Source organism: Sulfurimicrobium lacus, assembly GCF_011764585.1.
GTDB lineage: Bacteria > Pseudomonadota > Gammaproteobacteria > Burkholderiales > Sulfuricellaceae > Sulfurimicrobium > Sulfurimicrobium lacus.
On the sequence record NZ_AP022853.1, the window covers coordinates 437,823 to 462,935 of the forward strand.

Annotated in this window: 26 protein-coding genes; 23 read left to right on the forward strand and 3 right to left on the reverse strand. The window is 59.9% G+C overall.

Features of this window, described 5'->3' with window-relative positions; all coding sequences use genetic code 11:
- Window positions 1–19: 19 nt before the first annotated feature.
- From hisB to tatC, 10 genes are all read left to right on the forward strand, one after another.
- Window positions 20–607 carry an imidazoleglycerol-phosphate dehydratase HisB gene (hisB, locus tag SKTS_RS02160; protein WP_173059647.1) on the forward strand — a complete coding sequence of 196 codons (588 nt, stop codon included), beginning with the start codon at window positions 20–22 and terminating at the stop codon, window positions 605–607.
- A gap of 2 nt (window positions 608–609) precedes the next feature.
- Window positions 610–1,290: an imidazole glycerol phosphate synthase subunit HisH gene (gene hisH / locus SKTS_RS02165; RefSeq protein ID WP_173059650.1), complete on the forward strand. Its 681-nt coding sequence runs from the start codon at window positions 610–612 to the stop codon at window positions 1,288–1,290.
- Between the two features lie 35 nt (window positions 1,291–1,325).
- Entirely contained in the window at window positions 1,326–2,078 is a 753-nt protein-coding gene (gene hisA / locus SKTS_RS02170) for a 1-(5-phosphoribosyl)-5-[(5-phosphoribosylamino)methylideneamino]imidazole-4-carboxamide isomerase (protein ID WP_173059653.1), read from the forward strand.
- Window position 2,079: 1 nt separating this feature from the next.
- The gene (gene hisF / locus SKTS_RS02175; protein ID WP_173059656.1) at window positions 2,080–2,853 is read left to right on the forward strand and encodes an imidazole glycerol phosphate synthase subunit HisF; all 774 of its coding nucleotides are present in this window, start codon (window positions 2,080–2,082) and stop codon (window positions 2,851–2,853) included.
- Between the two features lie 2 nt (window positions 2,854–2,855).
- Window positions 2,856–3,278: a phosphoribosyl-AMP cyclohydrolase gene (gene hisI / locus SKTS_RS02180; RefSeq protein WP_173059659.1), complete on the forward strand. Its 423-nt coding sequence runs from the start codon at window positions 2,856–2,858 to the stop codon at window positions 3,276–3,278.
- Complete coding sequence (locus tag SKTS_RS02185; protein ID WP_173059662.1) at window positions 3,275–3,598, forward strand: phosphoribosyl-ATP diphosphatase; 324 nt, start codon at window positions 3,275–3,277, stop codon at window positions 3,596–3,598. Before hisI ends, SKTS_RS02185 begins: the two co-directional genes overlap by 4 nt.
- Window positions 3,599–3,677: 79 nt before the next feature.
- Window positions 3,678–4,016: a histidine triad nucleotide-binding protein gene (locus tag SKTS_RS02190; RefSeq protein ID WP_173059665.1), complete on the forward strand. Its 339-nt coding sequence runs from the start codon at window positions 3,678–3,680 to the stop codon at window positions 4,014–4,016.
- A 17-nt stretch (window positions 4,017–4,033) separates the two neighbouring features.
- Window positions 4,034–4,255, forward strand: a complete 222-nt coding sequence (tatA, locus tag SKTS_RS02195; protein ID WP_173059668.1) for a Sec-independent protein translocase subunit TatA — start codon at window positions 4,034–4,036, stop codon at window positions 4,253–4,255.
- Between the two features lie 71 nt (window positions 4,256–4,326).
- The gene (gene tatB, locus SKTS_RS02200) at window positions 4,327–4,773 is read left to right on the forward strand and encodes a Sec-independent protein translocase protein TatB (protein ID WP_173059671.1); all 447 of its coding nucleotides are present in this window, start codon (window positions 4,327–4,329) and stop codon (window positions 4,771–4,773) included.
- A gap of 21 nt (window positions 4,774–4,794) precedes the next feature.
- The gene (tatC, locus tag SKTS_RS02205) at window positions 4,795–5,628 is read left to right on the forward strand and encodes a twin-arginine translocase subunit TatC (protein ID WP_173059674.1); all 834 of its coding nucleotides are present in this window, start codon (window positions 4,795–4,797) and stop codon (window positions 5,626–5,628) included.
- Window positions 5,629–5,636: 8 nt separating this feature from the next.
- Here the strand turns inward: tatC and SKTS_RS02210 are convergent, their stop codons facing one another.
- The gene (locus SKTS_RS02210; protein ID WP_173059677.1) at window positions 5,637–7,502 is read right to left on the reverse strand and encodes a GGDEF domain-containing protein; all 1,866 of its coding nucleotides are present in this window, start codon (window positions 7,500–7,502) and stop codon (window positions 5,637–5,639) included.
- Window positions 7,503–7,568: 66 nt separating this feature from the next.
- A complete protein-coding gene (locus SKTS_RS02215) occupies window positions 7,569–8,717 on the reverse strand; it encodes a Do family serine endopeptidase (protein WP_173059680.1) in 1,149 nt (382 codons plus the stop codon).
- Between the two features lie 12 nt (window positions 8,718–8,729).
- Here SKTS_RS02215 and SKTS_RS02220 point away from each other — a divergent pair, with 12 nt between their 5' ends.
- From SKTS_RS02220 to SKTS_RS02275, 12 genes are all read left to right on the forward strand, one after another.
- Window positions 8,730–9,476: a Nif3-like dinuclear metal center hexameric protein gene (locus SKTS_RS02220; protein WP_173059683.1), complete on the forward strand. Its 747-nt coding sequence runs from the start codon at window positions 8,730–8,732 to the stop codon at window positions 9,474–9,476.
- 59 nt (window positions 9,477–9,535) lie between these two features.
- Window positions 9,536–10,969 carry a sigma-54-dependent transcriptional regulator gene (locus SKTS_RS02225; protein ID WP_173059686.1) on the forward strand — a complete coding sequence of 478 codons (1,434 nt, stop codon included), beginning with the start codon at window positions 9,536–9,538 and terminating at the stop codon, window positions 10,967–10,969.
- Complete coding sequence (locus SKTS_RS02230; protein WP_173059689.1) at window positions 10,969–12,327, forward strand: ExeA family protein; 1,359 nt, start codon at window positions 10,969–10,971, stop codon at window positions 12,325–12,327. Before SKTS_RS02225 ends, SKTS_RS02230 begins: the two co-directional genes overlap by 1 nt.
- Window positions 12,328–12,416: 89 nt before the next feature.
- Complete coding sequence (locus tag SKTS_RS02235; RefSeq protein WP_173059692.1) at window positions 12,417–14,171, forward strand: type II secretion system protein GspD; 1,755 nt, start codon at window positions 12,417–12,419, stop codon at window positions 14,169–14,171.
- Window positions 14,168–15,328, forward strand: a complete 1,161-nt coding sequence (locus SKTS_RS02240; RefSeq protein ID WP_173059695.1) for a tetratricopeptide repeat protein — start codon at window positions 14,168–14,170, stop codon at window positions 15,326–15,328. The genes SKTS_RS02235 and SKTS_RS02240 overlap by 4 nt, the downstream gene beginning before the upstream one ends.
- A gap of 1 nt (window position 15,329) precedes the next feature.
- Window positions 15,330–17,033 (forward strand): GspE/PulE family protein, encoded by a 1,704-nt coding sequence (locus SKTS_RS02245; protein WP_173059699.1) that lies wholly within the window; start codon window positions 15,330–15,332, stop codon window positions 17,031–17,033.
- Window positions 17,034–17,114: 81 nt separating this feature from the next.
- Complete coding sequence (locus tag SKTS_RS02250) at window positions 17,115–18,320, forward strand: type II secretion system F family protein (protein WP_173059702.1); 1,206 nt, start codon at window positions 17,115–17,117, stop codon at window positions 18,318–18,320.
- Window positions 18,320–19,858 carry a hypothetical protein gene (locus tag SKTS_RS02255; RefSeq protein ID WP_173059705.1) on the forward strand — a complete coding sequence of 513 codons (1,539 nt, stop codon included), beginning with the start codon at window positions 18,320–18,322 and terminating at the stop codon, window positions 19,856–19,858. The genes SKTS_RS02250 and SKTS_RS02255 overlap by 1 nt, the downstream gene beginning before the upstream one ends.
- Window positions 19,855–20,475, forward strand: coding sequence for a hypothetical protein (locus SKTS_RS02260; RefSeq protein ID WP_173059708.1), 621 nt, complete (start codon window positions 19,855–19,857; stop codon window positions 20,473–20,475). Before SKTS_RS02255 ends, SKTS_RS02260 begins: the two co-directional genes overlap by 4 nt.
- Window positions 20,472–21,047: a hypothetical protein gene (locus SKTS_RS02265; protein WP_173059711.1), complete on the forward strand. Its 576-nt coding sequence runs from the start codon at window positions 20,472–20,474 to the stop codon at window positions 21,045–21,047. The genes SKTS_RS02260 and SKTS_RS02265 overlap by 4 nt, the downstream gene beginning before the upstream one ends.
- A gap of 59 nt (window positions 21,048–21,106) precedes the next feature.
- Window positions 21,107–22,369 carry a hypothetical protein gene (locus SKTS_RS02270; protein ID WP_173059714.1) on the forward strand — a complete coding sequence of 421 codons (1,263 nt, stop codon included), beginning with the start codon at window positions 21,107–21,109 and terminating at the stop codon, window positions 22,367–22,369.
- A gap of 15 nt (window positions 22,370–22,384) precedes the next feature.
- Window positions 22,385–23,128: a prepilin-type N-terminal cleavage/methylation domain-containing protein gene (locus SKTS_RS02275; RefSeq protein ID WP_173059717.1), complete on the forward strand. Its 744-nt coding sequence runs from the start codon at window positions 22,385–22,387 to the stop codon at window positions 23,126–23,128.
- A 4-nt stretch (window positions 23,129–23,132) separates the two neighbouring features.
- On the opposite strand, the gene pmbA is transcribed toward SKTS_RS02275, so the two are convergent.
- Window positions 23,133–24,473, reverse strand: coding sequence for a metalloprotease PmbA (gene pmbA / locus SKTS_RS02280; protein ID WP_173059720.1), 1,341 nt, complete (start codon window positions 24,471–24,473; stop codon window positions 23,133–23,135).
- Window positions 24,474–24,558: 85 nt separating this feature from the next.
- Here pmbA and yjgA point away from each other — a divergent pair, with 85 nt between their 5' ends.
- Window positions 24,559–25,113, forward strand: coding sequence for a ribosome biogenesis factor YjgA (yjgA, locus tag SKTS_RS02285; RefSeq protein WP_173059723.1), 555 nt, complete (start codon window positions 24,559–24,561; stop codon window positions 25,111–25,113).

Sequence of the window (25,113 nt, forward strand, 5' to 3'; positions counted from 1 at the left end):
AATTTCAGCCAGTTATCTTATGCGCACAGCTCAAGTTACCCGCAATACCCTTGAAACCCAGGTCAGCGTCAGCCTCAACCTGGATGGCAACGGCCAGGTCAAGCTCGCCAGCGGCGTGCCTTTTCTCGACCACATGCTGGACCAGATCGCCCGCCACGGGCTGATGGATCTGGACGTGTCGGCCAAGGGCGACCTGCACATCGACGCGCACCACACTGTGGAAGATATCGGCATCACCCTCGGTCAGGCCTTTGCTCAGGCGATCGGCGACAAGAAGGGCGTGCGTCGCTACGGCCATGCCTACGTGCCGCTGGATGAGGCATTGTCGCGCGTGGTGCTGGACCTTTCCGGACGGCCAGGGCTGGTGTTCGAAGTGGATTTCACGCGCGCCCGCATCGGCGAATTCGACGCCGATCTGGTACGTGAATTTTTCCAGGGCTTCGTCAACCATGCCGGCGTGACGCTGCACGTGGATTGCCTGCGCGGCGTCAATGCGCATCACCAGGCGGAAACGGTGTTCAAAGCCTTCGGCCGTGCCTTGCGCATGGCGGTGGAGCCGGACGCGCGCATGGCCGGCGTGATGCCTTCGACCAAGGGAAGCCTCTAAACATGGGCGCCGATGTAGCCATCATCGATTACGGCATGGGAAATCTGCGCTCCGTTTCCAAGGCGTTCGAACACGTGGCGCCGATGGCCAGCGTGGTCGTGACGGCCGACCCGGAAGTGATCCTCGGTGCCGCGCGCGTGGTGTTCCCCGGCCAGGGCGCGGCACCGGACTGCATGCGCGAAATCGAGGCGCGCGGCTTGCGTGAGGTCATTACGCAGGCTGCCCGCAGCAAACCGTTTCTCGGCATCTGCATGGGGCAGCAGGTGTTGTTCGAACACAGCGAGGAAGGTGACACGCCCTGCCTGGGCATCCTTCCCGGACGGGTGCTGCGTTTCCCCGCCGAGGCGATGCATGACGACAAAGGCCAGCGGCTCAAAGTCCCGCACATGGGCTGGAACGAAGTGCACCAGACATCCGAGCACCCGATGTGGGCCGGGATTCCCAACGGCGCGCGCTTCTACTTCGTGCACAGCTACTACGTCGAGGCGGGCGAGCCGGACCTGGTGGCGGGCTTCACCCTTTATCCGTTTGCGTTTACCTCGGCGGTGGCGCGGGATAATATATTCGCCGTGCAATTCCACCCCGAAAAAAGCCAGTCTGCAGGACTGACCCTGTTGGCCAACTTCGTCATGTGGGATGGCAAGGTCAAGCCAACTGCTTGCAGTGCAGACGCCTGCCTGTAATTTCTGATACCTAACTATTTACTAAAACGCCTACCATGCTAGTGATTCCAGCGATTGATTTGAAAGACGGCCAGTGCGTTCGCCTGAAACAGGGCGAAATGGATTCGGCCACGATTTTTTCCGAAAATCCGGCCGAAATGGCGCGGCATTGGGTCTCTCAGGGCGGACGCCGTCTGCACCTGGTAGACCTCAATGGCGCCTTCGCCGGCAAGCCGGTGAACGAGGCCGCCATCCGTGCCATCGTCAAGGAAATGGGCGCGGAAATACCGGTGCAGCTGGGCGGCGGCATCCGCGACCTGGCCACCATCGAACGCTACCTGGACGACGGTATCAGCTATGTCATTCTCGGCACGGCCGCGGTTAAAAACCCCGGTTTTCTGCACGAGGCATGCTACGCCTTCCCCGGCCAGATCATCGTCGGCCTCGATGCCAAGGACGGCAAGGTGGCGGTGGACGGCTGGTCCAAGATGACCGGCCACGACGTGGTGGACCTGGCGAAGAAATTCGAGGATTACGGCGTCAATGCCGTGGTCTACACCGATATCGGGCGCGACGGCATGCTCTCCGGCGTGAATATCGAAGCTACGGTGAATCTGGCCCGGGCCCTGACGATCCCGGTCATCGCCAGCGGCGGCCTGACCGATCTGGAAGATATCCGCAAGCTGTGCGAAGTGGAGTTCGAAGGCATCATGGGCGCCATTACCGGGCGCGCCATTTACCAGGGCACGCTCGATTTCGCCGCAGCGCAGAGCCTCGCCGACGAACTGTCGGGCGAGCTGAGCGTCTAGCATGGGCTTGGCCAAACGCATCATTCCCTGTCTCGATGTCACCGCAGGACGCGTCGTGAAGGGAGTCAATTTCGTCGGGTTGCGCGATGCCGGCGATCCGGTCGAAATCGCCCGCCGTTACGACGAGCAGGGCGCGGACGAACTGACCTTTCTCGACATTACCGCCACGTCCGACGAGCGCGACATCATCGTGCACATCATCGAGGCGGTGGCCGCCCAAGTGTTCATTCCGCTGACCGTGGGCGGCGGTGTGCGCAGCGTCGACGATGTGCGTCGTCTGCTCAACGCCGGCGCGGACAAAGTGAGCATCAATACCGCCGCGGTGACCAACCCGCAACTGGTGGCGGACGCTTCGGCTCGCTTCGGCTCGCAGTGCATTGTGGTGGCGATCGATGCCAAACAGGTGTCGGTCGAAGGTGAGCCGCTGCGCTGGAACGTGTTCACGCACGGCGGGCGCAAGGATGTCGGCCTGGACGCAGTGGCATGGGCGCAGAACATGGCAGCACTGGGGGCGGGGGAGATTCTCCTCACCAGCATGGACCGCGATGGCACCAAGATCGGTTTCAACCTCGAGCTCACTCGTGCCGTGTCCGATGCCGTGAGTATCCCGGTCATCGCCAGCGGTGGCGTGGGCAACCTCGACCATCTGGTGGATGGCGTGACGAAGGGGCATGCCGATGCAGTGCTGGCGGCGAGCATTTTCCACTATGGTGAATTTACCGTGCGTCAGGCCAAGGAACATATGGCTAAACATGGAATCGAAGTAAGGCTATAGGAATGACGGATACCTGGTTGAATAAAGTTAACTGGACGCACGACGGCTTGGTGCCGGTGATTGCCCAGGACAAGGATAATGGCGCAGTGCTGATGGTGGCGTGGATGAACCGCGAGGCCTTGAAACGTACGGTGGAGGGCGGCGAAGCGGTGTACTGGTCGCGCTCGCGCAAGAAGCTGTGGCACAAGGGCGAGGAGTCCGGTCACGTGCAGAAAGTGCACGAAGTCCGGCTCGATTGCGACGAAGACGTCATTCTGCTCAAGGTCGAGCAGATCGGTGGTATCGCTTGCCACACCGGGCGCCACAACTGCTTCTACCAGAAACTGGAGGGGCAGGAGTGGGTTTCGATCGAGCCGGTGCTGAAAGACCCGGCTGAAATCTACCGTGTCGCACAGGCCGTGGTTTCCCACCAGGACGAGAAATGAGCGAGATTCTCAGCCGTCTGGCGGAAACGCTGGAGAGCCGGAAAAATGCCGATCCCGCCAGTTCCTACGTGGCGAAGCTGTATGCCAAGGGGCTGGACGCCATCCTGAAGAAAATCGGCGAGGAAGCGACCGAGACGGTCATTGCAGCCAAGGATGGCGACAAGGCGCAAGTGCTCTACGAAATGGCCGATTTGTGGTTTCACTGCATGGTATTGCTGGCACAGCAGGGGCTGCATCCCGACGATGTGCTGGCGGAACTGGCGCGGCGCGAAGGTTTGTCCGGGCTGGTGGAGAAGGCAAACCGTCGGGACAATGTATAGTTGTTAGCGCGGCGACGAACTGAAAAAACCGTAACCGTGGGGCAATTGGCCATCAGCATTATTATGGAGGGACCGTCAAATGCTGGACTGCATCTTCTGTAAAATCATCAAGAATCAGATTCCGAGCAGCAAGATTTACGAGGACGAGGAACTCCTGGCTTTTCATGATATCCACCCTATAGCTCGGGTGCATTTCATGATCATTCCCAAGGTCCACCTGGATTCACTCGATCGCTGTACCGTGGTACATCAGTCGCTGCTGGGAAAAATGTTGTTGCTGGCGTCGAAGCTGGCGAAGGAACAGGGATTGGAGAATGGTTTTCGCACCATGATCAATACCGGTCATGGTGGTGGGCAGGAAGTGTTTCACCTGCATGTGCATGTTTTCGGCGGCGATGCATTAATACCGCGCACCTAAAGATTTGGAGAGAAAGAATGGGCTCATTTAGCATCTGGCATTGGCTGATCGTTCTGGTGATCGTGCTGGTGGTTTTCGGTACCAAGAAACTGCGTAACATCGGCGGCGACCTGGGTGGGGCGGTGAAGAGCTTCAAGGAAGCGGTGAAGGAAGAAGAAAAACCGGTGCCCAAGGTCGAGGCAAACGCTACCGGGCAGACCATCGAAGGCGAAATCAAGGAAAAGTCTAAGGCGCAGTGAGGAGGGAAGAGTGAGGAGTGAGGGGTTAAACCCATGCAAGCCTCACTCCTCACTCCTCACTCTTCACTCCTATGTTCGGTATCGAATTCTCTGAACTGCTGCTGATCGGCATCGTCGCGCTGGTCGTGATCGGACCGGAACGCCTGCCGCGCGTGGCGCGTACCGCCGGGCACTTGTTCGGGCGCGTGCAGCGCTATGTCGCCAACGTCAAGGCGGATATCAATCGCGAAATCCACGCCGAGGAACTGCAAAAATTGCAGCAAGAAATACGTACTTCGGTGGGGGCGCTCGAAGAATCCGTGGCAAAAGAATTAAACCAGGGCGGTCAGGCGCTGCATGATGCCAAGGCGCAGATTCACGAAATAATCGAGATACCCCGTAAACCGGTAGATCAAAGCGATGCGAATTTGACACTGGAGGAAAACAGCGTCCCGGTTGCCGAGGAGCCCCAGCCCCAATTGGAGTTGAATCTGGACGCGCCTCCCGAGGCCACAACCGTGCCATCTAAGCATTCCTAACCTCCCTCCGAACAGGATTGCATGAACGCCTCCGAGCCAAGCGAAACTTTCATCTCCCACCTGATCGAACTGCGCACCCGTCTGGTGCGCGCGATTATCGCGGTGGTGCTAGTGTTCATCTGCCTTTTTCCTTTCGCCAAGGATCTCTACGCCTTGTTGGCCCATCCTTTGCTGGCACATTTGCCAAAGGGCGGGCAGATGATCGCTACCGATGTTACGACGCCATTTTTCGTGCCGATGAAAGTCGCCATGATGACGTCCTTCCTTATTTCATTGCCCTACGTGCTTTACCAGATTTGGTCTTTCATTGCCCCTGGCCTTTACGCGCACGAGAAACGGCTAGTCTGGCCGCTGCTGGTGGCCAGTACGCTACTGTTCTTATGCGGCATGGCGTTCGCCTATTTCCTGGTGTTCCCGGTGATTTTTGGCTTCATGTCTTCAGTCGCGCCGGAGGGCGTGGCGGTGATGACCGATATCAACAAATATCTCGATTTCGTATTGACGCTATTCATGGCCTTCGGTGTTACGTTCGAAGTGCCGGTGGCGGTGATTCTGCTGGTCAAGATGGGAGTGGTGAGCGTTGCCAAGCTCAGGGAAGTCCGCCCATACGTCATTGTCGGTGCCTTCATCATCGGCGCCATTTTCACGCCGCCCGACGTGGTCTCGCAGATCATGCTGGCGGTGCCGCTGTGGCTGCTGTACGAGGCGGGGATTATCGTGGCGTCGATGATGGGGCGGTCGGCGGCAGAAGCCCCGGCGCAGGAGAGCGACTACAGGCCACTTGACGAGCAGGAGATGGAACGCGAACTGGACGCCATCGAGCACGAGCAGGACAAGCCCGGAACGGGAGCCTAAGCCGCTGCTTAATAGGACTCGCCGGTTTCCTTCCACATGTCCGGCGTAAATCGCTCGACCCGGTTGCGGCCACGGGACTTTGCTTCATACAGGGCAACGTCGGCGTATTTGATGACTTGCCAGAAGGTGTCCGCGTCGGTCGGGAATTCTGCGACACCGATGGAAATGGTCTTTTGCAGCACCGTGCCGGGCAGCGGGATCTTGGTTTCCTCCACCTTGGCACGAATTTTCTCTGCCACTTGCAGCGCCATTTCGGCGGACGTATCCACCAGCACGATGACAAACTCCTCGCCGCCGTAGCGCACCAGCATGTCCGAACTGCGCACGCTTTTCTGCAGGATGTCCGCCAGCGCCTTGAGTACCTTGTCGCCGGCTTCGTGGCCGAACGTGTCGTTGACCTGCTTGAAGTAATCCAGGTCCAGCATGAGGATTGAAAACACGCTCTGCCGCCGCTGGTTGGTGGCCACCAGGGGGGTGACATACTCTTCGAGAAAGCGCCGGTTATACAGCCCGGTCATGGCGTCGCGTAGCGAGCTTTCCTTCAGATGTTCCATCAAGCGCTTGCCTTCGAGCACTGGTGCGGTTTCCCGCAGGTATACGGCGATGTATGGCACCAGCAGTCGCGCGAGTTGCGCCTGGTCGGCGGGAATGACCATCTGCACCACGCAGCCCACCGTACCGGACTGGATGATCGGCAGGCAGATATGGGTGTGCTTTTCTTCCTTGCCGTCATCGCGGAACATGGTGCACAAGCCGGGAAAATCGACCGCGTTGACCTCGTGGCCGGTACGTTTTGCGCGGCAGGCGCCGGCATCGATCAGAATCTGCTGGTCGCACCAGCGGCACGGGGCGTTCATCTCGCCATCCACGACAATCGGCAGCATGCGGTTCTTGCTCGATGCTACCTCGTAGATGGAAAAAAGGCTGAAGTCGTATTTCTCGGACAACATGTTGCCGAGGCGCATGTAGACTTCATGCTTGTTCTGGTCTTCTTCGATCGCCTGCTTGAACTGTGAAGCCTCCACCAGGCTTTCCACCATTTCGGTGGTGGCGACGAGCTGGTTGCCGGCGCTCTGCTGATGTTGCCCCATCAGGTCCCCCACCCGCCGGCCGATGGTAGTGAGGTGTTCGTCCAGGAATTCCATCAGGCGATTGACATTGCCGGCGATTTCGCCCACCTCGTCGGAACTGTGCTGTTTGACGCGGCCGCTGAAACTTCCTCTTACCGCATCGTTAACGACATGGCTGACCGCGTCGGCGGTGTCCATCAGCGGCCGAAGCAGCCGCCCCAGCGCCAGCAGCATCAGCAGGGCGACCAGAAAAACCGACAGGCTGATGATGGCGGTGGCAAAAATGGCCTGCCGCTTGACTTCGCCTTGGGGGATGTCGATGGAAATCGCGCCCAGCACCGTGCCCTCGTTGACCGCGTGGCACTGCAGGCAGTGTGGCAAGCCCTGACTGGTGGCGGTGTAGGGAATGATGGCGCGAAACACCGGGCCGTTCTTTTTCTCAACCACGTTGAATATCGCCTCGCCGTGGGTGAGCACGCGGATATCCGATGCGTCGGCCGGGCGTTCGTTGGCGAAACCCGGGCCAAACTGCTGGGTCACCGCCGGTCCGCGCACCACGCGTACGCTCTCAACGCCGGGTACGGTCGCCAGCCGGTCGAGAAATTGCGGACGCTTGCCGATGGTGCCGTTGACCATGCTCTCGGTCAGGCCGACTTTCACGGAATCCGCCACAGATCTGGCATGCCGTTCGGCGGTATAGAGGGAGAATCGCTGAAAGGAGTACAGGCTGATGGCGCCGAGAACCAGTACCAATGAACCCATCAAAATGGAGAAAAATACCAGGGTTTTGGTGTGAAGTCTCATGTATGCGCCGTAACAAGCTGTTTAGACGATGATATTGTCCTAGACTAACTCATTGGCGGGCGAGGGTCAATTTTGCTCCATCTTGGGGCGCTTGCCCACGTTGACTTGCAGCATCATATCAGCCTTGTTGCGCTGAATTTTGAGTGCGGCCATTTTGCCCGGTTGCAGGGCGGAAATCTGGTTGAGCATGGCGGCGGAGTCCTTTACCGGCTTGCCGTTGACCTCCTGCAGAATATCTCCCGGCTTGACCCCGGCCAAGTCCGCCGGGCCGCCGCGCAATACCCCGGCGATCATGGTGCCGCTGGAAAAAGGCAGTTTGAAGGATTCGGCCAGTTCGGGCGTGATGTCCTGGACTTCCACCCCGATCCAGCCGCGGGTCACGCCGCCGTTCTGAATGATCTGTTCCATGATCTGTTTCGCCAGGCTGACCGGTATGGCGAAGCCGATACCGAGCGAACCGCCGGTCCTGGAGAAGATGGCGCTGTTGATGCCGATCAGGTCGCCATTGCTGTCAACCAGTGCGCCGCCGGAGTTGCCGGGATTGATGGCGGCATCGGTCTGGATGAAATTTTCGTAGGTGTTGATGCCGAGATGGCTGCGGCCCAGCGCGCTGATGATGCCCATGGTGACGGTCTGGCCGACGCCGAAGGGGTTGCCGATGGCCAGCGCGACATCGCCCACCTGAACGTTTTCCGCGCGCCCGAAGGTAATGGCGGAAAGATCGGGAAGGTCGATTTTTACCACGGCAAGATCGGTTTCCGGATCAGTGCCGATGACCTTGGCCGAGGCAGTGCGGCCGTCGGCAAGGGCGACTTCGATTTCGTCTGCCGCTTCCACGACGTGGTGATTGGTCAGGATATAGCCCTCGCGGCTGACGATGACCCCCGAGCCCAGACTGGACTGGCGTTGTGGTTGTGCATCCGGGCGGTCGCCGAAGAAATGGCGAAAAATCGGGTCGTCCAGCATTTGCTGACTCGGAGCGGGAACTTCCTTGCTGGTGAATACATTGACCACCGATGGCATGGCTTTCTTCGCCGCGATGTTGAGCGGTGTAAGTTTTGGCGTGCCGGTGCGCGGGGCGACTTCCTGAATCAGTACGCTGCCGTTGCCAGCGTTACGCCAGGGCAGGAGTTCAGGGCGCAACAGCGAAACGACGAACAGTACGCCGAGAGCGACTGTTGCGCTTTGCGCGAAGATAAGCCAAAGTCTACGCATGGGAGAACGCTTATGATATTGAAGGAACTGGAACGTTATATCGGGCAATTGCTGGACGTTTCCAGCTTTCACGATTATTGCCCAAACGGCCTGCAAGTGGAAGGCCGCGCCGAAATCGGAAAAATTGTTACTGGCGTCAGCGCCAGCCTGGATGTGCTGCAGGCTGCGAGCGCCGCAGGGGCGGACGCGGTGCTGGTGCATCACGGCTATTTCTGGAAAAACGAAAGTCCGCAGATAACCGGCATCAAGCGCGCCCGCGTCGCGTACCTGATCGAGCACGGCATGAGCCTGCTGGCCTACCATCTGCCTCTGGACGCCCATCCGGCACTGGGCAACAACGCACAGCTGGCGCAATTGCTGGGTTTCCAGCCGGAGGAGCGTTTCGGCGACCAGAATATTGCCGCTGCGGGGCGCCTGGTTCAACCCATGTCGTTGCAGCGCTTGTCCGGGATGATCGAGGAGAAGCTGCAGCGTCAACCGCTGGTGATCGGCGACGACGCCGCGATTGTCCGGCGCATCGCCTGGTGCAGCGGTGCGGCGCAGGATTACCTGGAGGAAGCCATCGACCTTGGCGTGGATGCCTTTTTGACCGGGGAAGTGTCCGAACGCACCGTCCATCTGGCACGAGAATCGGGCGTAGCGTTCATCGCCGCCGGGCACCACGCCACGGAACGTTATGGGGTGCAGGCGCTGGGGGCGCATCTGGCGCAGCAACTCGGGCTGAAGCACCAGTTCATCGATATTGAAAATCCGGTGTAATAGTCTCCGGCGTTTTATGTGTTGTCATGTAAAATCAAAAAAACACAATTAATGAGCTTATGCAGCAAACCAAACCCAGCCTGTTGATCGTTGACGACGACCCCCTGATTACCGATACCCTGCATTTCGTGCTCGGCAAGAGTTTCGAGGTCTACGTAGCGGATTCCCGCGAGCAGGCGGCCAGCCTGTTGCGCCAGTTGGACCAGCCGCCACAACTGGCGCTGGTGGACCTCGGCTTGCCGCCCTTGCCGCATCGCCCCGACGAAGGCTTCAAGCTGATCGGCGAACTACTGGCGCGCGCGCCGGAGATCAAGATCGTCGTGCTTTCCGGCCAGAACGACGATGCCAACGCCCGCCACGCCCGTACCCTGGGCGCGGTTGAGTTCATCGCCAAGCCATGCGAACCGCAGCGGATCGAATCGCTCCTGCTCAACGCCTTGCGCATGCGCGATGCGGAGCAGGAAAGCGCAACGGAAACAACGCGTGCCTGCGATATCCTCGGCAACAGCTTCAATGTCGAAAAACTGCGCCAGCAAATCAGCCAGTTTGCCGATGCGCCTTTCCCCGTGTTGATCGAGGGCGAATCCGGCAGCGGCAAGGAACTGGTGGCGGGATGCCTGCACCGCCTCAGCGCACGCGTCAGGAAGCCCTTCCTGGCGCTCAATTGCGCCGCGATTTCCCCGACCCTGGTCGAACCGACCTTGTTCGGCTACAGCAAAGGCGCGTTTACCGGCGCCGTCACCGCGCGCTCGGGCTATTTCGAGGATGCCAGCGACGGTACCCTGTTTCTCGACGAAATCGGCGAACTGCCGGTGGAGTTGCAGGCCAAGCTGCTGCGCGTGCTGGAAAACGGCGAGTTTCAGCGCGTCGGCGAAACCCAGACGCGGCACAGCAACGCGCGCATCATTGCAGCGACCAACCGCGATTTGCGCCAGGAAATCAAGGCCGGGAACTTCCGCGCCGACCTTTATCACCGTCTCAGCGTCTTCACTATCAGCGTGCCGCCGTTGCGCGATATGGGCGAGGACAAGGCGCTGCTGCTGGGGCATTTCCGCGATTTCTACATGCGCCAAAGCCGTGCCGAGCCGTTCGTGCTCACCCCGGCGGCGCAACAGATGTGGCAGGTTTATCCTTTCCCCGGCAACGTGCGCGAGTTGCGCAATATCGTGATCCGGCTGGTCACCAAGTATGCCGGCCAGGCCGTGACGCGCGAGCAACTGCAGGCCGAACTGGATACCGAGGCCGATGCCTTGCCGGAACTGGTCATGCCCAACGACGCGCGGGCCATGCAGGAGTTGGCGAAAAAGCATCTGCAGCTCCATGCCAATTTCAGCCTCGACCAGACCTTGAAGCTATGGGAGCAGAGTTACGTCGAAGCCGCGCTCAAGCTGACTCACGGCAATCTGAGCCAGGCGGCGAAATTGTTGGGAGTAAATCGCACCACCCTGTATAGCCGGATGCAGACCTATAGCAATCTGGAGTCCTACCAGTAATGTATCTTGCCCATTTCGGCCTGTCCCAGCCGCCCTTCAAAATTACCGCGCATACCGAGTTTTTCTACACCGGCGGAAATCGCGGCGCGATCCTCGATGCCCTGATCTATGCCATTCGTCAGGGCGAAGGCATCATCAAGGTGAGCGGCGAGGTCGGCAGCGGCAAAACCATGTTGTGCCGCATGCTGCAGGAGCGCTTGCCGGCCGAGGTGGAGACTGTCTATCTCGCCAATCCCAGCGTGTCGCCGGACGAGATACTGCACGCCATCGCCTTCGAGATGCAGCTCTCGCTGCCGCGCGAGGCGTCGCGGCTGGAAGTCATGCAGGCGCTGCAGGATTACCTGCTGGAGCGCCATGCCCAGGGCAAACAGGTGGTGGTTTTCGTGGAAGAGGCGCAAGGCATGCCGCTCGCCACGCTGGAGGAGATCCGCCTGCTCTCCAACCTGGAAACCCAGCATTACAAGCTGTTGCAGATCGTGCTGTTCGGCCAGCCGGAACTCGACCGCAACCTGAACTCGCCGGAAATTCGCCAGCTCAAGGAGCGGATCACGCACAGTTTTGCCCTCAAGCCGCTGACCGCGGCCGAAATCAGGGATTACCTGATGTTTCGCCTGCGGGCTGCGGATTACCATGGCCCGGATTTGTTCGGCCCCGCGGTGATCAAGTTGATCGCGCGGGCATCCAAGGGTTTGACCCGCCGCGTCAACATCATTGCCGACAAGACCTTGCTTGCCGCTTTCTCTGAAAATACCCATACGCTCACGGTAAAGCATGTTCGTGCGGCGATAGAAGACAGCGATTTCGATTTGCATGCTGGCGTCTTCCCCTGGCAGAAAATGGCTGCTGCTGCGGCCTTGCTTATACTGGGAAGTGGTGTCGGCGCTGGCTTGCACGCTATTTTCCAGGCGCCGCCCGCCAAACCGTCAGCGGCACCAGTCGCGACGGCAGTGCCGGTTGCGCCCGTTGCGCGCCCGGCGCTTGCGCCGAACGAGGTGGCGCCAGGCCAGCAGCAGAAGGCGCACGATGCCGACATGGTGGCGCAGCGTCTGGCCGCGACGGAAAGCTGGCTGGCAACCCAGAGCCCGGCAACCAGCAGCATCCAGTTGATGGTGTCGAATGATCTGCGGCAATTGCGCTATCACCTCGGGAAGATCAGCCACGAGATTGAAATGGAGCAGATTTTTGTGTACCGTTCAAAAGTGAACGGGCAGCCCGCGTGGACGGTTCTTTACGGTAGTTTTCCCAGTAGGGGGAAAACGGCTGCGGCGATTGACGCCCTGCCGGAATCACTCAAGGTTTACCGGCCCTACCTGCGCACGGTTCAGGGAGTAAGGGCCGAGATCAGGCAGAATCAATGAAGTCGCCGCATAACAACAAAGGTTGCGTAGTGATACATACGAATAAATGTGCAGGACGGCGGAACAGCTCGTTGTGGCGCTGGGGAGCGATGGCGCTGGCTATTGGCGTGATTTCAGGCTGCGCCTCCTATCCACAGCCATTTCCCATTTCCCAGAACCACATCCAGGCCGAGCCCCAGGCCAAGGCGTCCGGGATCCCAGAACCGGTCAAGGCAAGCGTGTTCGTCCCGCCGCCCAAGGCTTCGGTCAGGCCGCAAACCTACAGCGTGGTGGTGAACGAAGTGCCGGTGAAGGAATTGCTCTTCGCCTTGGCGCGTGATTCAAAGCTCAACGTGGACGTCCATCCGGCGATTCAGGGCCTGGTTACCATGAATGCCGTGAACGAACCGCTCGAGTCCATCCTGGAGCGCCTGTCGCGACAGGTCAGCCTGCGTTACAAGATTGAAGGCGACACGCTATCCATTACCCCCGATTCGCCTTACATGCACACCTATCACGTCGATTACGTCAATTTATCGCGTGATACAACGTCCAGCATTGGCGTGTCCTCGCAAATTGCGGGCGTGGGGGCGACGACCGCGACCGGCACGGCCGGGGCGGGAGCGGGGGGCAACACATCGTCCACCGCCGTGAAGAGCGCGTCCGACAACAATTTCTGGGGAATCATCGGCGAAAATATCCGGCATATCCTGAGCGCCACCCGGTCCGTGGCCAGCAGCGCCGAAGAAAAAGCCGTCAAGGCCGAGGCAGTGCGCGCCGAGCGGGAGGACCGACTGCGTCAGGCGGAAGCAGTGGCGCGTGCCGGCAGCGGCGCGCCCGCGTTGTTCACCAATGTCTTCGGCAACGACAGGCCTTCGCAGCTCGGGGATGTCAAGGAGCAGGTGATCGTCAATCCGGTGGTCGGCTCGATATCCGTGCTGGGGACCGAGCGGCAGCAAAAGCTGGTCAAGGAGTACCTCGATAACGTGGTGAATGCATCGCATCGTCAGGTATTGATCGAAGCGACCATCGTCGAAGTGGCATTGAAGGACCAGTTCCATGCGGGCATCGACTGGAGCAAGATCGGTAACGCGACGGGCTTTTCCGTCACCACCACTTCGAATGCCAGCAGCAATCTGGCCGGCAACCTCGCGCCGTTCGTCGCCGTGGGATACAAGAATGCCAAGGACAGGCTGACCGCCACCCTGAATTTGCTGGAATCGTTCGGCAAGACGCGGGTTCTGTCCAGCCCGAAGATCATGGCCATCAACAATCAGACCGCGCTGCTCAAGGTGGTCAACAATGAAGTGTATTTTTCCATCGAAGTGCAGCAAGGCACGACTTCGACCACGGGCATCATAACCCAGCCGGTTTACACCACCACGCCCCACACCGTGCCGGTGGGTGTGGTGATGAGCGTAACCCCGCAGATCAGCGAAGGCGGCATGGTTTCGATGACGGTGCGCCCCACCATATCGCGTGTGACCGGCTTCAAGACCGACCCGAATCCGGATCTCGCCCGCATCAACATCGGCTTGCCGGAAGCGAACCGGATTCAGAATCTGGTGCCGGTAGTGCAGGTCCGCGAGATGGAATCGGTCCTGCAGGTCAGCAGCGGCCAGACCATCATCATGGGGGGATTGATGCAGGACGATACGGCGCGCAACAGGGACGGCATTCCCTTCTTGTCTCGACCCGACTACATCGGCGCCGTGTTCGGGCAGCACGAGAACCAGGCGACCCAAACCGAGCTGGTGATCTTTTTGCGCCCCACCGTGGTTAACAAGGCGTCTCTGGATAGCGACGAACTGCGCGCATTTCGCCGCTTCCTGCCCGACGCTACTGCCGCTGCCGAGAAGCCATGAGTCTCCTGATGAAGGCCTTGAAGAAGGCCGAGGAAAGCCAGCAGACTTCGCAATCCGAAAGCGAACCGACGCTGCGTGAATTGGCCGATGAACTGTCCCTTGAACCGACTTCCGAGCCGGCCGCCGTTGCGCGGAATGTACCGGCGGAGAAACCTGCCGGCGCAGGGCAGCAGGAAGCAGCCAATCTGTTTTCCGCCAAAGAGCCGCAAGTTGGCAAGCGCAACAGTTTAATGGCTATTCTTTCCGTGACGGCGCTCTTGCTGTTGGCAGGAGGGGGCGCTTATGTCTATATCGCGATCAACAAGCCGGGCCTGCTGACTTCCTCACCCTCTTTTTCGGTGTCGCCTGTCGCCGTGCAGTCGGTGCCGCAGGAAGCGAATCAGCCGCTGGTGCTCCAGGGGGCAGCGCCCGCTGCAGTCGCTCAGCCAGACCTGTTCGACGCACGTCCGGAAGCACCCGCTGCGCCATCAGGTGCTAAGCGCTCGCCATCGTCCGCAGACAACGCCACTTCGCCAGGCGCCGGTGCGGTGAAGGCGGATGCAGCGCCGGATGGCGCAATCAAGGTGCGGCATGGCGGCCGGAGTGAAATCGAGCCCGATCTGGCGCAAGCCTACCAGCTCCTGCAGGAGGGGCGGCTGGAGGAGGCGAAAACGCATTATCAGCGCATGTTGCAGAAGGAGCCGCGCAATGTCGACGCCCTGCTGGGCATGGCGGCGGTGCTGACGCGTTCCAACAATACGAGCGAGGCGGGAAAACTTTATTTTCGCGCGCTCGAAGTCGAACCGAAGAATACCTACGCCCAGGCGGGCTTGCTGAATTTGCTTGGTGGCAGCGACCCGGCCGGCAGCGAGGCCAGGTTGAAACAGCTTGTGGCAGACAAACCGGCCGGGTTTCTGCATTTTGCGCTGGGCAACCTCTACGCCAGCCAAGGGCGCTGGCCTGAAGCCCAGCAAGCCTATTTCCAGGCTTATCACCTGGAATCAGACAACCCGGACTATGCCTTCAACCTGGCGGTGAGCCTGGAACACATCAGCCAGCCCCGGCCGGCCTTGACGTATTACCAGCAGGCCTTGAAGCTGCAGCGGAGCAAAGGTGCCGATTTCGAGCGCGCGACCGCGGAAGCGCGCGTCGCGCAATTGCAGAAGACGGCCGAATAGCATGGCGGAACAGCGCAAAAAACTTCGCCTCGGCGAACTGCTGGTGCAGCAGGGGCTGATCAGCCAGGATCAGCTGCGCATCGCCCTGATGGAACAGACTGAGCACGACATGCCGCTGGGGCGCCAGCTGGTGCGCCTGGGCTTCGTCACCGAAGCCATGATTCGCGACATCCTGGCCCATACCATCGGCCAGGAGGGCATCGACCTTTCCAACGTGGTCGCCGACGCGGAAGCGCTGAACCTGGTGCCGGAAGAATTCGCGCGCCGCTACCGTTTGCTGCCGATTGCCTTCAACCCGGAGCGCAAGGAATTGCTGGTTGCGATGAGCGACGTGTTCAACGTCGTGGCGCTGGACCTGTTGCGCGCCCATCTCGGCGGTCAGACCGAGATCCGCACCGTGCTCGCGGGGGAAGCGCAACTGGAAGAGTACATCGACCAGTTTTACGGCTTCGAACTCTCGGTGGACGGCATCCTGCGCGAGATCGAGACCGGCGAGATCGACTACCAGAGCCTGCAGGCGGGCAACGAGGAATACACCCAGCCGATGGTGCGCCTGGTGGGCTCGCTGCTGGTGGACGCGGTCAAGCGCGGCGCCTCGGACATCCACTTCGAACCCGAATACGCCTTCCTGCGCATCCGCTACCGCATCGACGGGGTGCTGGAACAGATCCGCAGTTTGCACAAGACCTACTGGCCGGGCATTGCGGTGCGTCTCAAGGTGATCAGCGGTATGAATATCGCCGAAACGCGCGCGCCGCAGGACGGGCGGCTGTCGCTCAACCTGAACGGCCGGCCGATCGATTTCCGCGTTGCCGCCCAGCCCACCATCTACGGCGAGAACATCGTGCTGCGCGTGCTGGACCGGGAAAAATCCATCATTTCTCTCGACCGCATGGGACTGAGCCCGGAAACCCAGGACAAGCTGAAACTGATGATGGCGCGGCCCGAAGGCATCCTGATCGTCACCGGCCCGACCGGCAGCGGCAAGACCACGACGCTCTATTCCATGCTGAGCCATATCAATACGGACTCGGTCAATATCATGACCCTCGAAGACCCGGTGGAATACCCGGTGACCATGATGCGCCAGACTTCGGTCAACGACCTGGTGAAGATGGATTTCGCCAACGGCATCCGCTCCATGATGCGCCAGGATCCGGACATCATCCTGGTCGGCGAGGTGCGCGACCGGGAGACGGCGGACATGGCTTTCCGCGCCGCCATGACCGGTCACCAGGTGTTCACCACGCTGCACACCAACTCCGCGCTCGGCGCTTTTCCGCGTTTGCTGGACATCGGCATCCTGCCCGACATCATGGCCGGCAACATCATCGGTGTGATCGCGCAGCGTCTGGTGCGCTTGTTGTGCCCCCACTGCAAACAGCCCTATCAGCCCGGACCGGAAGAAAAACAGTTGCTGGGCTTGCTGCCCGACGACGATACACAGGTCTATGCTGCAGACGGTTGTCCGCAGTGCAGCTACAAGGGCTACAAGGGGCGCATGGCCCTGATCGAATTGCTGCATATGGACAGCGATCTGGACGAGCTGATCGCGCATCGCGCAACCGCCAGGGAATTGCGCAATGTGGCGCTGGAAAAGGGCTTCCAAACCCTCGCTGACGACGGAATCAGGCGTATTCTCGAGGGCAAGACCAGTTTGCTGGAAGTGTCCCGCGTGGTGGACCTGACCGGGCGGCTGCATTGATTGTTAGCGGTCAGCTCTCAGCCGTCAGCTTTCAGCGCGGCGTCTTCGTTTCAAAGCTGAACGCTGAAAGCTGACAGCTGAATGCAGACCTTTCAATACAACTCCGTCGACAAGAATGGCGTATCCGTTCGCGGCAAGCTCGCCGCCGTCAACGAAGTCGACCTGGAGTTGCGCCTGCAGCGCATGGGGCTGGACCTCATTACCGCGCGCAAGGTGAACGAGCCGATGCAGCTCGGCCGCCGCGGCAGCATTACGCGACAGGACCTCATCACCTTCTGCTTCCACATGGAACAGCTCTCCCGTGCCGGCATCCCCTTGCTCGAGGGGCTGGCCGATCTGCGTGACAGCATCGAACAGCCGCGTTTCCGTGAAATTCTCTCCGCCGTCCTGGAAGAGGTGGAAGGCGGCAAAACCCTGTCGCAAGCCATGCATAGCCATCCCGCGGCGTTCGACAATGTGTTCGTGAGCCTGATCAAGGCAGGCGAGCAAAGCGGAACGATGACGGAGGTGTTCGAGAATCTCGCCACCACCCTCAAATGGCAGGACGAACTGGTGGCCCAGACCAAGCGCCTGCTGATGTACCCCGCCCTGGTGTTCGTGGTGGTGGGCGGCGTGATCGTGTTCCTCATGATGTACCTGGTGCCCCAGCTGGTGTCCTTCCTCAAGAACATGGGCCAGGAACTGCCGTTCCAGACCAAGGCGCTGATATTCGTCTCCGGGGTGTTCGTCAATTATTGGTACCTGGTATTCGGCTTGCCGATCCTGGCAGCGGTGACGGCTGCCGTGGTGATACGCCGCAGTCCGCGGGCGCGCTACCGCTGGGATTATTTAAAGTTGCACATCCCGTTCGTCGGGCCGATTCTGCAAAAAATCATTCTCGCCCGTTTCGCCAACTTTTTTGCCTTGATGTACCAGTCCGGCATCACCATTCTCGATGCGCTGAAAACCAGCGAGGAAATCGTGGTCAACCGCGTCATCTCCGATGGCCTGGCGCGCGCCGGACAGCAGATCAGCGCGGGCGACAGCGTGGCGGAAAGCTTCGAAAATCTCGGCATGTTCCCGCCGCTGGTGGTGCGCATGCTGCGCGTGGGGGAAGCCACCGGTGCGCTCGACACCGCTTTGCTCAACGTGACCTACTTCTATAACCGCGAAGTGAAGGAGTCGGTGGAAAAGCTCCTCAAGATGCTGGAGCCCGCACTGACCGTGATTCTCGGGCTGGTTCTCGCGGTTATCATGTTCTCGGTGCTGACCCCGATTTACGATATTTTGGGTAAGATGAAATACTGATGACCACCAAAATAATCATTTGTGTGACCACGCAACACGCCATCGCCGCAGTATTCGAAAGCGGCAAGCTGGGGATTTGCCAGACTTTTGCCGTCAGCGAAGACGGGCAGCGGGCGTTTGGAAACCTGCTGCACGCCCACCCCGGCATCCCGGTTTACCTCATGGTGGATTCGGTGGAAGAGGATTATCACGCCGAAATCCTGCCCCACGCCTCCGGATCTTCCCGCCAGGAACTGGTGCGGCGCAAGCTGAAACAGCTCTACCGCAGCACCTCCTACTACACCGCCTGGATACAGTGGCGCGAGTCCGACAAACGGCGAGACGATCATTACATGTTCGCCGCCCTGACCAACGCAGAACTGCTGCGCCCCTGGCTGGAGACGCTGCATGTGTTCCAGTCACCGCTGGCTGGCGTTTACCTGTTGCCCATGGTGACTCAGGTATTGCTGGCCAGACTCAAGCTGGCCGCGTCCGACCTGCTGGTGGTGAGCAAGCAGAACGGCGGGCTGCGGCAAAGCTTTTTTCAGGCCAGCCAGCTGAAAGCAAGCCGCCTGGCTCTTGCTGACCAGGAACACATTAATTCTGCAGTCGAGCTTGCAGCGGATATCGGCAAAACCCGCCTTTACCTCAACAGCCTGCGGCTGATGGCCCGCGAGGCGAAACTGACGGTGCTGCTGCTCGATACCCATGACAGCATGGAGGACCTGCAACAGCACCTGCAGGCCGACCCCGGGTTCACCACCGTCATGCGCCTGTCGTCCGCTGAGTTGAGCGCCCGTCTTGGCGGCGTGCCTCTGCTTTGTCCCTATGCCTTGCACATGACGGTGCTGGGTTTGCAGCAGCCGGTAAATAATCTTGCTCCGGCCATCGTGACCCGGAATTTCTGGCGCCATCAGCAACGGCGGCTGACGTTTGCAGCGAGCGCAGTTGTGACGGCAGCGGCGCTGGTATGGGCGGGCGCAAATCTGTACCAGAGCCACCAGCTCGATAACGCGACGCACCGGCTTGAAACGGAGGCCCAGGCGTTGCAGACGCGTTATGTCGAGATAACCAAAGCCTTCCCCCAGGCGCCGGCATCTGCCGAAAACCTCGAAAAAGCCGTCCAGCTCGCCATCCGCATCAAACAGGATAGCCGCACGCCGGAAAAAGCCATGCTGGCCGTAAGTCGTGCATTGGAAAGCAGCCCGGAAATCATGCTGACCCGCCTGAGCTGGAAATTCGGCGCGCCAGGCCAGGGCGCCGGAAACACCGGGGTTGAGGTTGCGCCACCGGCCGGCGCAGCAGGCTGGCGCGAAGCCGGCTTGGTGGAAGGCGAAATCAGACCATTTCATGGCGATTACCGTAGCGCCATGGCCAGCGTCAACCGTTTCGCCGGGAAGATGGCGCATGATCCCGAGATCGCCAGCGTGAGCGTGGTCGAGATGCCGCTCAACATTCATTCGTCGAATGCGCTGAGCGGCAATACCCTCGATGCCGGGACGAACGAAACCATGCGCGCCGAGTTCAAGATAAAAATAGTGATGAAGGGGCGCATATGAAGCTGGCTGGTGCCGACTGGCAGGCGTTGCGCTACCCATTGCTGGTGCTGGCTGCGGCATTGTTGGTAAGCGCTGCACTGGTGTTCTTTACGCGCCAGGAACTCAACCAGGAAAAATCGCGCTACACCCGCCAGGAAGGCGTTCTGCGCGAGGCGCACGAGCGCTTGCAGAAATCCGGCGATGAAAAGGACAAAATCCTGCGCTACCGCGCTTCCTACCTCGCCCTGCAACAGCAAGGCTTCGTCGGCGACGAGCAGCGCATAAACTGGGTGGATGCCCTGCGTGCCGCCAGCCTGAATCTGAAAATGTTCGGCGTCAGCTACCAGATCGAGGCGCAGCAGCCGTACCAGTCGCCGGCGGTCACGGACGCGGGGCAATACCGTATCCACCAGTCGCTAATGAAGATCAATCTGGGCCTGCTTCATGAGGAAGACCTGATGCGCTTCCTGAATGCGTTGGAAGAACAGCGTGCCGGGATTTTTTCCCTGAGGGAGTGCACCCTGCAGCGCCAAAGCGCCGGGAAAGTAGAGAATGCCAAGGTGCAGCCCAATCTGCAGGCCGATTGCAGCCTGGACTGGCTGAGCATCAGCGAAGCCAGGGGGGCGGAAAACCCATGAGGCGCGACACGACTAAAATCATTGCCGTTTTCCTGCTCCTGCTGCCCTCTCTTGGCATGGCAGCGGAGCAAAGCCTGGGACGGCTTTTCTTCACCCCCGAACAGCGCGCCAGGATGGACGTGGCGCGGCAGCAGGAGCGCAGCATCAAGATCGACACGGATCAGCAGGAAAGCGGCCCTCCTGTTGCCAATATCACGCTCAACGGCGTGGTTACGCGCAGCGACGGCAAATCCACGGTGTGGATCAACAACCGGGAGCAGAGCGGGGACAAGGCCATTTCAGGCATCGCCGTGCCGAAGCAGGGGAAGGCCGCGGGCCAGGTCAGCATCACGACCCCGGACGCAAAGCGCTCCATCCCGCTCAAGGTCGGACAAAGCATCGATTTGAACAGCGGTCAGGTGGAGGAATCCTACCGCCGCACGCCGCCCCAGCCGGACAAGAAAGAAGCCCCGCCGTCCAGTACGCCCGACCGGCTCCCCGCTTCTCCTGCCAAGCCGCTGCCGCGCGGCGGGGACGCGCAAGACGCGCCCGAGCCCGCCGATGCCCAGGGCGCAATGCCATTGAGCCGCTAGGTCGCGCCATGCCATCCAGACTGCCAGTCCGAGCAGCGTCAGCGACGGGACAGCGCGGCGTGGCGTTGTTGCTGCTTCTGCTGCTGATTGTCGTGGGGGTGCTGGCCGTGTTCGTGACCGGCATGAACCGGGCCGCGCAACAGCAGGAGCGGGACCGGATTACCAGCGAGGCACTGGCGCAGGCGAAGGCGGCGTTGATAGGGTATGCCGTGACCTACAGTGATACTCATGCAAATCAAGTTAATGGCCATCTCCCCCTTCCAGATTTGGGTTCGTCGCGTAACGGCATTCCTGGGGAGGGAAATGCAGCGGGAAATTTTACGGGGAATGTCGTTAATCTGAGTGTGGTGGGGCGACTCCCATGGAAAAAACTGGGGCTCCCCCCTTTGCGCGACGGATATGGGGAGTGCCTTTGGTATGCGGTTTCGGGCGCATTTCAGAATGTGCAGCAATCTCCCTTCCTGAACTGGGATACGCTTGGACAGTTTGAGATTTATACCTCCAATGGTGTGCCAGGAGGAACTGTCAGTGCGGTGGGCGCTAATTACCATCAAAGGCCAGTGGCGGTTATATTCGCGCCCGGACCACTGTTGGCCGGCCAGAGCCGAGCAACGTCGGCAGTGGATAGTGTCGATGAGTGCGGCGGAAATTATGATGCACGGAATTATTTGGATACCTCCGATCCAAACACGCTCATCAACAATATCATCAATTATTTTTCTGGCACAAATAGCGCTACGGGAACCACTTCCCTCGCGACCCCTAAACCTATCATCCAGGGAACGGTTCGGGATTCCAGTGGTGGTTGGTTGGTAAATGACCGGCTATTGACCATCAACTCCGATGAATTATTCAGAGGAATCAAGAAGCGTAGCGATTTCAGCACATTCATAGCCTCTGCAGTGGCTTGCCTTTCTTTTCCTCCTCTTCCTCCACCAGTAACGATAGACTTTGACACCCTGCTGGAAACTCCCGTGAGTCCCGTTGGAAGTTTGAATGTGGGCCGAATACCAAACTCGGCATGCAACATCCCCAGCTACAATCCTGTGCAAAAATGGCGAGACAATCTCTTTTATGCGACATGCACGACCGGATCAGCTTGCCTGACAGTGAATGGCTCGCCCTGTAAAGGTGTGGTCATTTTTGCGGGCGAACGGGGTGCTATGCAGATGAGGGCGACCAATGCGCAAAAGAATGACTGGAGTAATTACCTGGAAGGGCCTGTTTTGAGCGCTTTTTCGACTGGCAGTGCCAACTTTTTCGGGGCGTCTTCGTACTCTGCTTCAGCTCCATCTACAGATGTATTGGCCTGCATTCCATGATTAACAGGTGCCTTAATGTATAAAAACGAGGGTTTTTCGCTGATCGAGCTGGCGATCGTGCTGGTGGTGGTGGCCCTGCTCCTGGGTGGACTGTTGGTGCCGCTGACGATGCAGATCGAACAGCAGAAGACTAAGGAAACGCAGAAAATTCTTGAAGATGCGAAGGAGGCGATAATTGGGTTTGCGATAGCAAATGGGCGGTTGCCATGTCCCGCATCAAACTCAAGCAATGGCCAAGAGAGTTTTGATACAGCGGCAGGAGGAAATGCAGCCAATGGAAAATGTTCGAATTTCTACAATGGGTTTCTGCCAGCAGTAACTTTGGGGGTTAATCCGGTTGATGCCAATGGGTATGCGGTCGATGCATGGGCTCTTACGCAAAACAGGATTCGCTATGCCATCACTACAGCTAATAGCAATGCCTTTACTTCAACGGGAGGGATGGCGGCCACTACTATGAGCGTATTGGCCCCCGACTTGCGAGTCTGTGCTACGGCCACAGGCATTATTGCCACAAACTGTGGGACGGCTATGAGTCTTTCCAATAATGCCGTTGCCGTTGTTTATTCGCTAGGGAAAAATGCAGCGATGGGAGGGGGCGGGTTGGACGAAGCAGCCAACCTCAATAGTGATGCGGTTTTTGTCAGTCATATTCCCTCGGCCAGTACCGCGGCTAATGGCGACTTCGACGACCTCGTAACCTGGCTCTCCCCCAACATCCTGTTCAACCGCATGGTGGCGGCAGGCAGATTGCCGTAAGGGCTTATTCCCCCGCCACCGTCATCTGCCCGATCAGGATCGAGCCGCACTGGCGCGCGCCGCGCACCACCACGTCGTTGCCCACCGCGACGATGTTGCGGAACATGTCCTTGAGGTTGCCGGCGATGGTGATTTCTTCCACCGGGTACTGGATTTTTCCGCCTTCCACCCAGAATCCCGCCGCGCCGCGCGAATAGTCGCCGGTGACGGGATTGACGCCTTGTCCCAGCAGTTCCGTGACCAGCAGGCCGCGATCCATGGTTTTGAGCAGGGCGGCGAAGTCGTGGCCGGTGTCCGCGAGGATCAGGTTGTGGCTGCCGCCGGCGTTGCCGGTGCTGCTCATGCCGAGCTTGCGCGCCGAGTAGGTGGAGAGGAAGTAACCCTGCAGCACGCCGTCCTTGACCACGTCGCGGCTCCTGGTGGCGACGCCTTCGTTGTCGAAGGGGCTGCTGGCGAGACCTTTTTTCAGGTGGGGCAGTTCCTGCAGGTGGATGAAGGGGGCGAAGATTTCCTTGCCCAGGCTGTCGAGCAGGAATGAGGACTTGCGGTACAGGCTGCCGCCGCTGACCGCGCCGAGGAAGCTGCCGAGCAGGCTGGAGGCCAGCGGGGCTTCGAACAGCACCGGCACCTGCATGGTCTTGAGCTTGCGCGCGTCGAGGCGGCGCACCGTGCGCTCGCCGGCCATGCGCCCCACGGCGGCGGCGTTGTCCAGGTCGGCGGCGGCGCGTGCGGTGGCGTACCAGTAGTCGCGCTGCATGCCTTGTTCCGATTCCGCCACCACCGCGCAGCTGATGCCCTGGCGCGTGGTGGGGTAGCCGCCGATGAAGCCGAGGCTGTTGGCGTACACGAACAGGGATTCGTGGGTGGAAACCGAGGCCCCTTCCGAATTGTTGATGCGCTGGTCCACGCCCATGGCTGCGCTTTCGCACTCCTGCGCCAGTGCGATGGCCTGATCCACCGGCAGTTCCCAGGGATGGTACAGGTCGAGCTCGGGGATTTCCTTCGCCAGTAGTGCTTCGTCGGCGAGGCCCGCGAAATCGTCGCTGGCGGTGTGTTTTGCGATGCTGCAAGCGGCCTTGACGGTGTCGCGGATGGCCTCCGGCGACAGGTCGGAAGTGCTGGCGTGGCCGCGCCGATGGCCGAAATACACCGATACGCCGAGGCCCTTGTCGCGGTTGTATTCGATGGTCTCCACTTCGTTCTGGCGCACCGAGACGTTCTGGCCGAAGCCCTGCGAGACTTCCGCTTCGCAGGCGCTGGCACCGGATTTTTTGGCCTGGCTCAGAATGTCCTGAGAAATCTGCTGGAGGGCGTCGAAAGTATAAGTAAAGCGGGAATCCTGCACTGTGACCTCGATTGGTAGGAACGGCGCGGCTGAAAGCGGCCTGAAATGCGGTTATGATAACAACTTTAATTAGCGAAGCGAAACCATGCCGGACAGTGAAATGCAGGAAGATGAAGAGATCAGCCGCTCGCAGCGCAAGCGCGACGTGGAAGCCCTGCAGGAGATAGGGGAGCGCCTGGTGACTTTGAATGCTTCCCGGCTCGCCCAGTTGGACATCCCGGACAACCTGCGCGATGCGGTGCGCGAAGCCAAGCGCCTGACCGCCAACGGCGCCATCCGCCGCCAGAAGCAATATATCGGCAAGCTCATGCGTAACGTCGACCCTGCGCCGATCCTGGCCAAATTTCAGGAATGGGACGGCAAAAGCCGCGAGCAGGCGGCCAAGTTCCACGAACTGGAGCGCTGGCGCGACAGGCTGCTGGCCGACGACAAGCTTATCAGCGAGCTGATCCTGGCGCACCCGCGCGCCGACGTGCAGCGCCTGCGCACCCTGATCCGCAACGCGAACAAGGAACAGGCCGCCGGCCGTCCGCCGAAAAGCAGCCGCGAGCTGTTCAAGGAGTTGCGTCAGCTGATGCTCGAAGAATCGGGTCCGGAAGACGAGACGGATAACGAAGACTATACCCAACAGGACGATTGA

What these genes read in the sequence shown, in the direction of transcription:
- hisB (WP_173059647.1), top strand. Translation starts at nt 20, where the DNA reads ATGCGCACAGCTCAAGTTACCCGCAATACCCTTGAAACCCAGGTCAGC.
- SKTS_RS02275 (WP_173059717.1), top strand. Translation starts at nt 22,385, where the DNA reads ATGTATAAAAACGAGGGTTTTTCGCTGATCGAGCTGGCGATCGTGCTG.
- hisF (WP_173059656.1), top strand. Translation starts at nt 2,080, where the DNA reads ATGGGCTTGGCCAAACGCATCATTCCCTGTCTCGATGTCACCGCAGGA.
- SKTS_RS02250 (WP_173059702.1), top strand. Translation starts at nt 17,115, where the DNA reads ATGCAGACCTTTCAATACAACTCCGTCGACAAGAATGGCGTATCCGTT.
- SKTS_RS02215 (WP_173059680.1), bottom strand. Translation starts at nt 8,717, where the DNA reads ATGCGTAGACTTTGGCTTATCTTCGCGCAAAGCGCAACAGTCGCTCTC.
- SKTS_RS02235 (WP_173059692.1), top strand. Translation starts at nt 12,417, where the DNA reads ATGGCGCTGGCTATTGGCGTGATTTCAGGCTGCGCCTCCTATCCACAG.
- SKTS_RS02225 (WP_173059686.1), top strand. Translation starts at nt 9,536, where the DNA reads ATGCAGCAAACCAAACCCAGCCTGTTGATCGTTGACGACGACCCCCTG.
- hisI (WP_173059659.1), top strand. Translation starts at nt 2,856, where the DNA reads ATGACGGATACCTGGTTGAATAAAGTTAACTGGACGCACGACGGCTTG.
- tatA (WP_173059668.1), top strand. Translation starts at nt 4,034, where the DNA reads ATGGGCTCATTTAGCATCTGGCATTGGCTGATCGTTCTGGTGATCGTG.
- SKTS_RS02190 (WP_173059665.1), top strand. Translation starts at nt 3,678, where the DNA reads ATGCTGGACTGCATCTTCTGTAAAATCATCAAGAATCAGATTCCGAGC.
- hisH (WP_173059650.1), top strand. Translation starts at nt 610, where the DNA reads ATGGGCGCCGATGTAGCCATCATCGATTACGGCATGGGAAATCTGCGC.
- yjgA (WP_173059723.1), top strand. Translation starts at nt 24,559, where the DNA reads ATGCCGGACAGTGAAATGCAGGAAGATGAAGAGATCAGCCGCTCGCAG.
- SKTS_RS02220 (WP_173059683.1), top strand. Translation starts at nt 8,730, where the DNA reads ATGATATTGAAGGAACTGGAACGTTATATCGGGCAATTGCTGGACGTT.
- tatB (WP_173059671.1), top strand. Translation starts at nt 4,327, where the DNA reads ATGTTCGGTATCGAATTCTCTGAACTGCTGCTGATCGGCATCGTCGCG.
- hisA (WP_173059653.1), top strand. Translation starts at nt 1,326, where the DNA reads ATGCTAGTGATTCCAGCGATTGATTTGAAAGACGGCCAGTGCGTTCGC.
- SKTS_RS02240 (WP_173059695.1), top strand. Translation starts at nt 14,168, where the DNA reads ATGAGTCTCCTGATGAAGGCCTTGAAGAAGGCCGAGGAAAGCCAGCAG.
- SKTS_RS02245 (WP_173059699.1), top strand. Translation starts at nt 15,330, where the DNA reads ATGGCGGAACAGCGCAAAAAACTTCGCCTCGGCGAACTGCTGGTGCAG.
- tatC (WP_173059674.1), top strand. Translation starts at nt 4,795, where the DNA reads ATGAACGCCTCCGAGCCAAGCGAAACTTTCATCTCCCACCTGATCGAA.
- SKTS_RS02260 (WP_173059708.1), top strand. Translation starts at nt 19,855, where the DNA reads ATGAAGCTGGCTGGTGCCGACTGGCAGGCGTTGCGCTACCCATTGCTG.
- SKTS_RS02255 (WP_173059705.1), top strand. Translation starts at nt 18,320, where the DNA reads ATGACCACCAAAATAATCATTTGTGTGACCACGCAACACGCCATCGCC.
- SKTS_RS02185 (WP_173059662.1), top strand. Translation starts at nt 3,275, where the DNA reads ATGAGCGAGATTCTCAGCCGTCTGGCGGAAACGCTGGAGAGCCGGAAA.
- SKTS_RS02210 (WP_173059677.1), bottom strand. Translation starts at nt 7,502, where the DNA reads ATGAGACTTCACACCAAAACCCTGGTATTTTTCTCCATTTTGATGGGT.
- SKTS_RS02265 (WP_173059711.1), top strand. Translation starts at nt 20,472, where the DNA reads ATGAGGCGCGACACGACTAAAATCATTGCCGTTTTCCTGCTCCTGCTG.
- SKTS_RS02230 (WP_173059689.1), top strand. Translation starts at nt 10,969, where the DNA reads ATGTATCTTGCCCATTTCGGCCTGTCCCAGCCGCCCTTCAAAATTACC.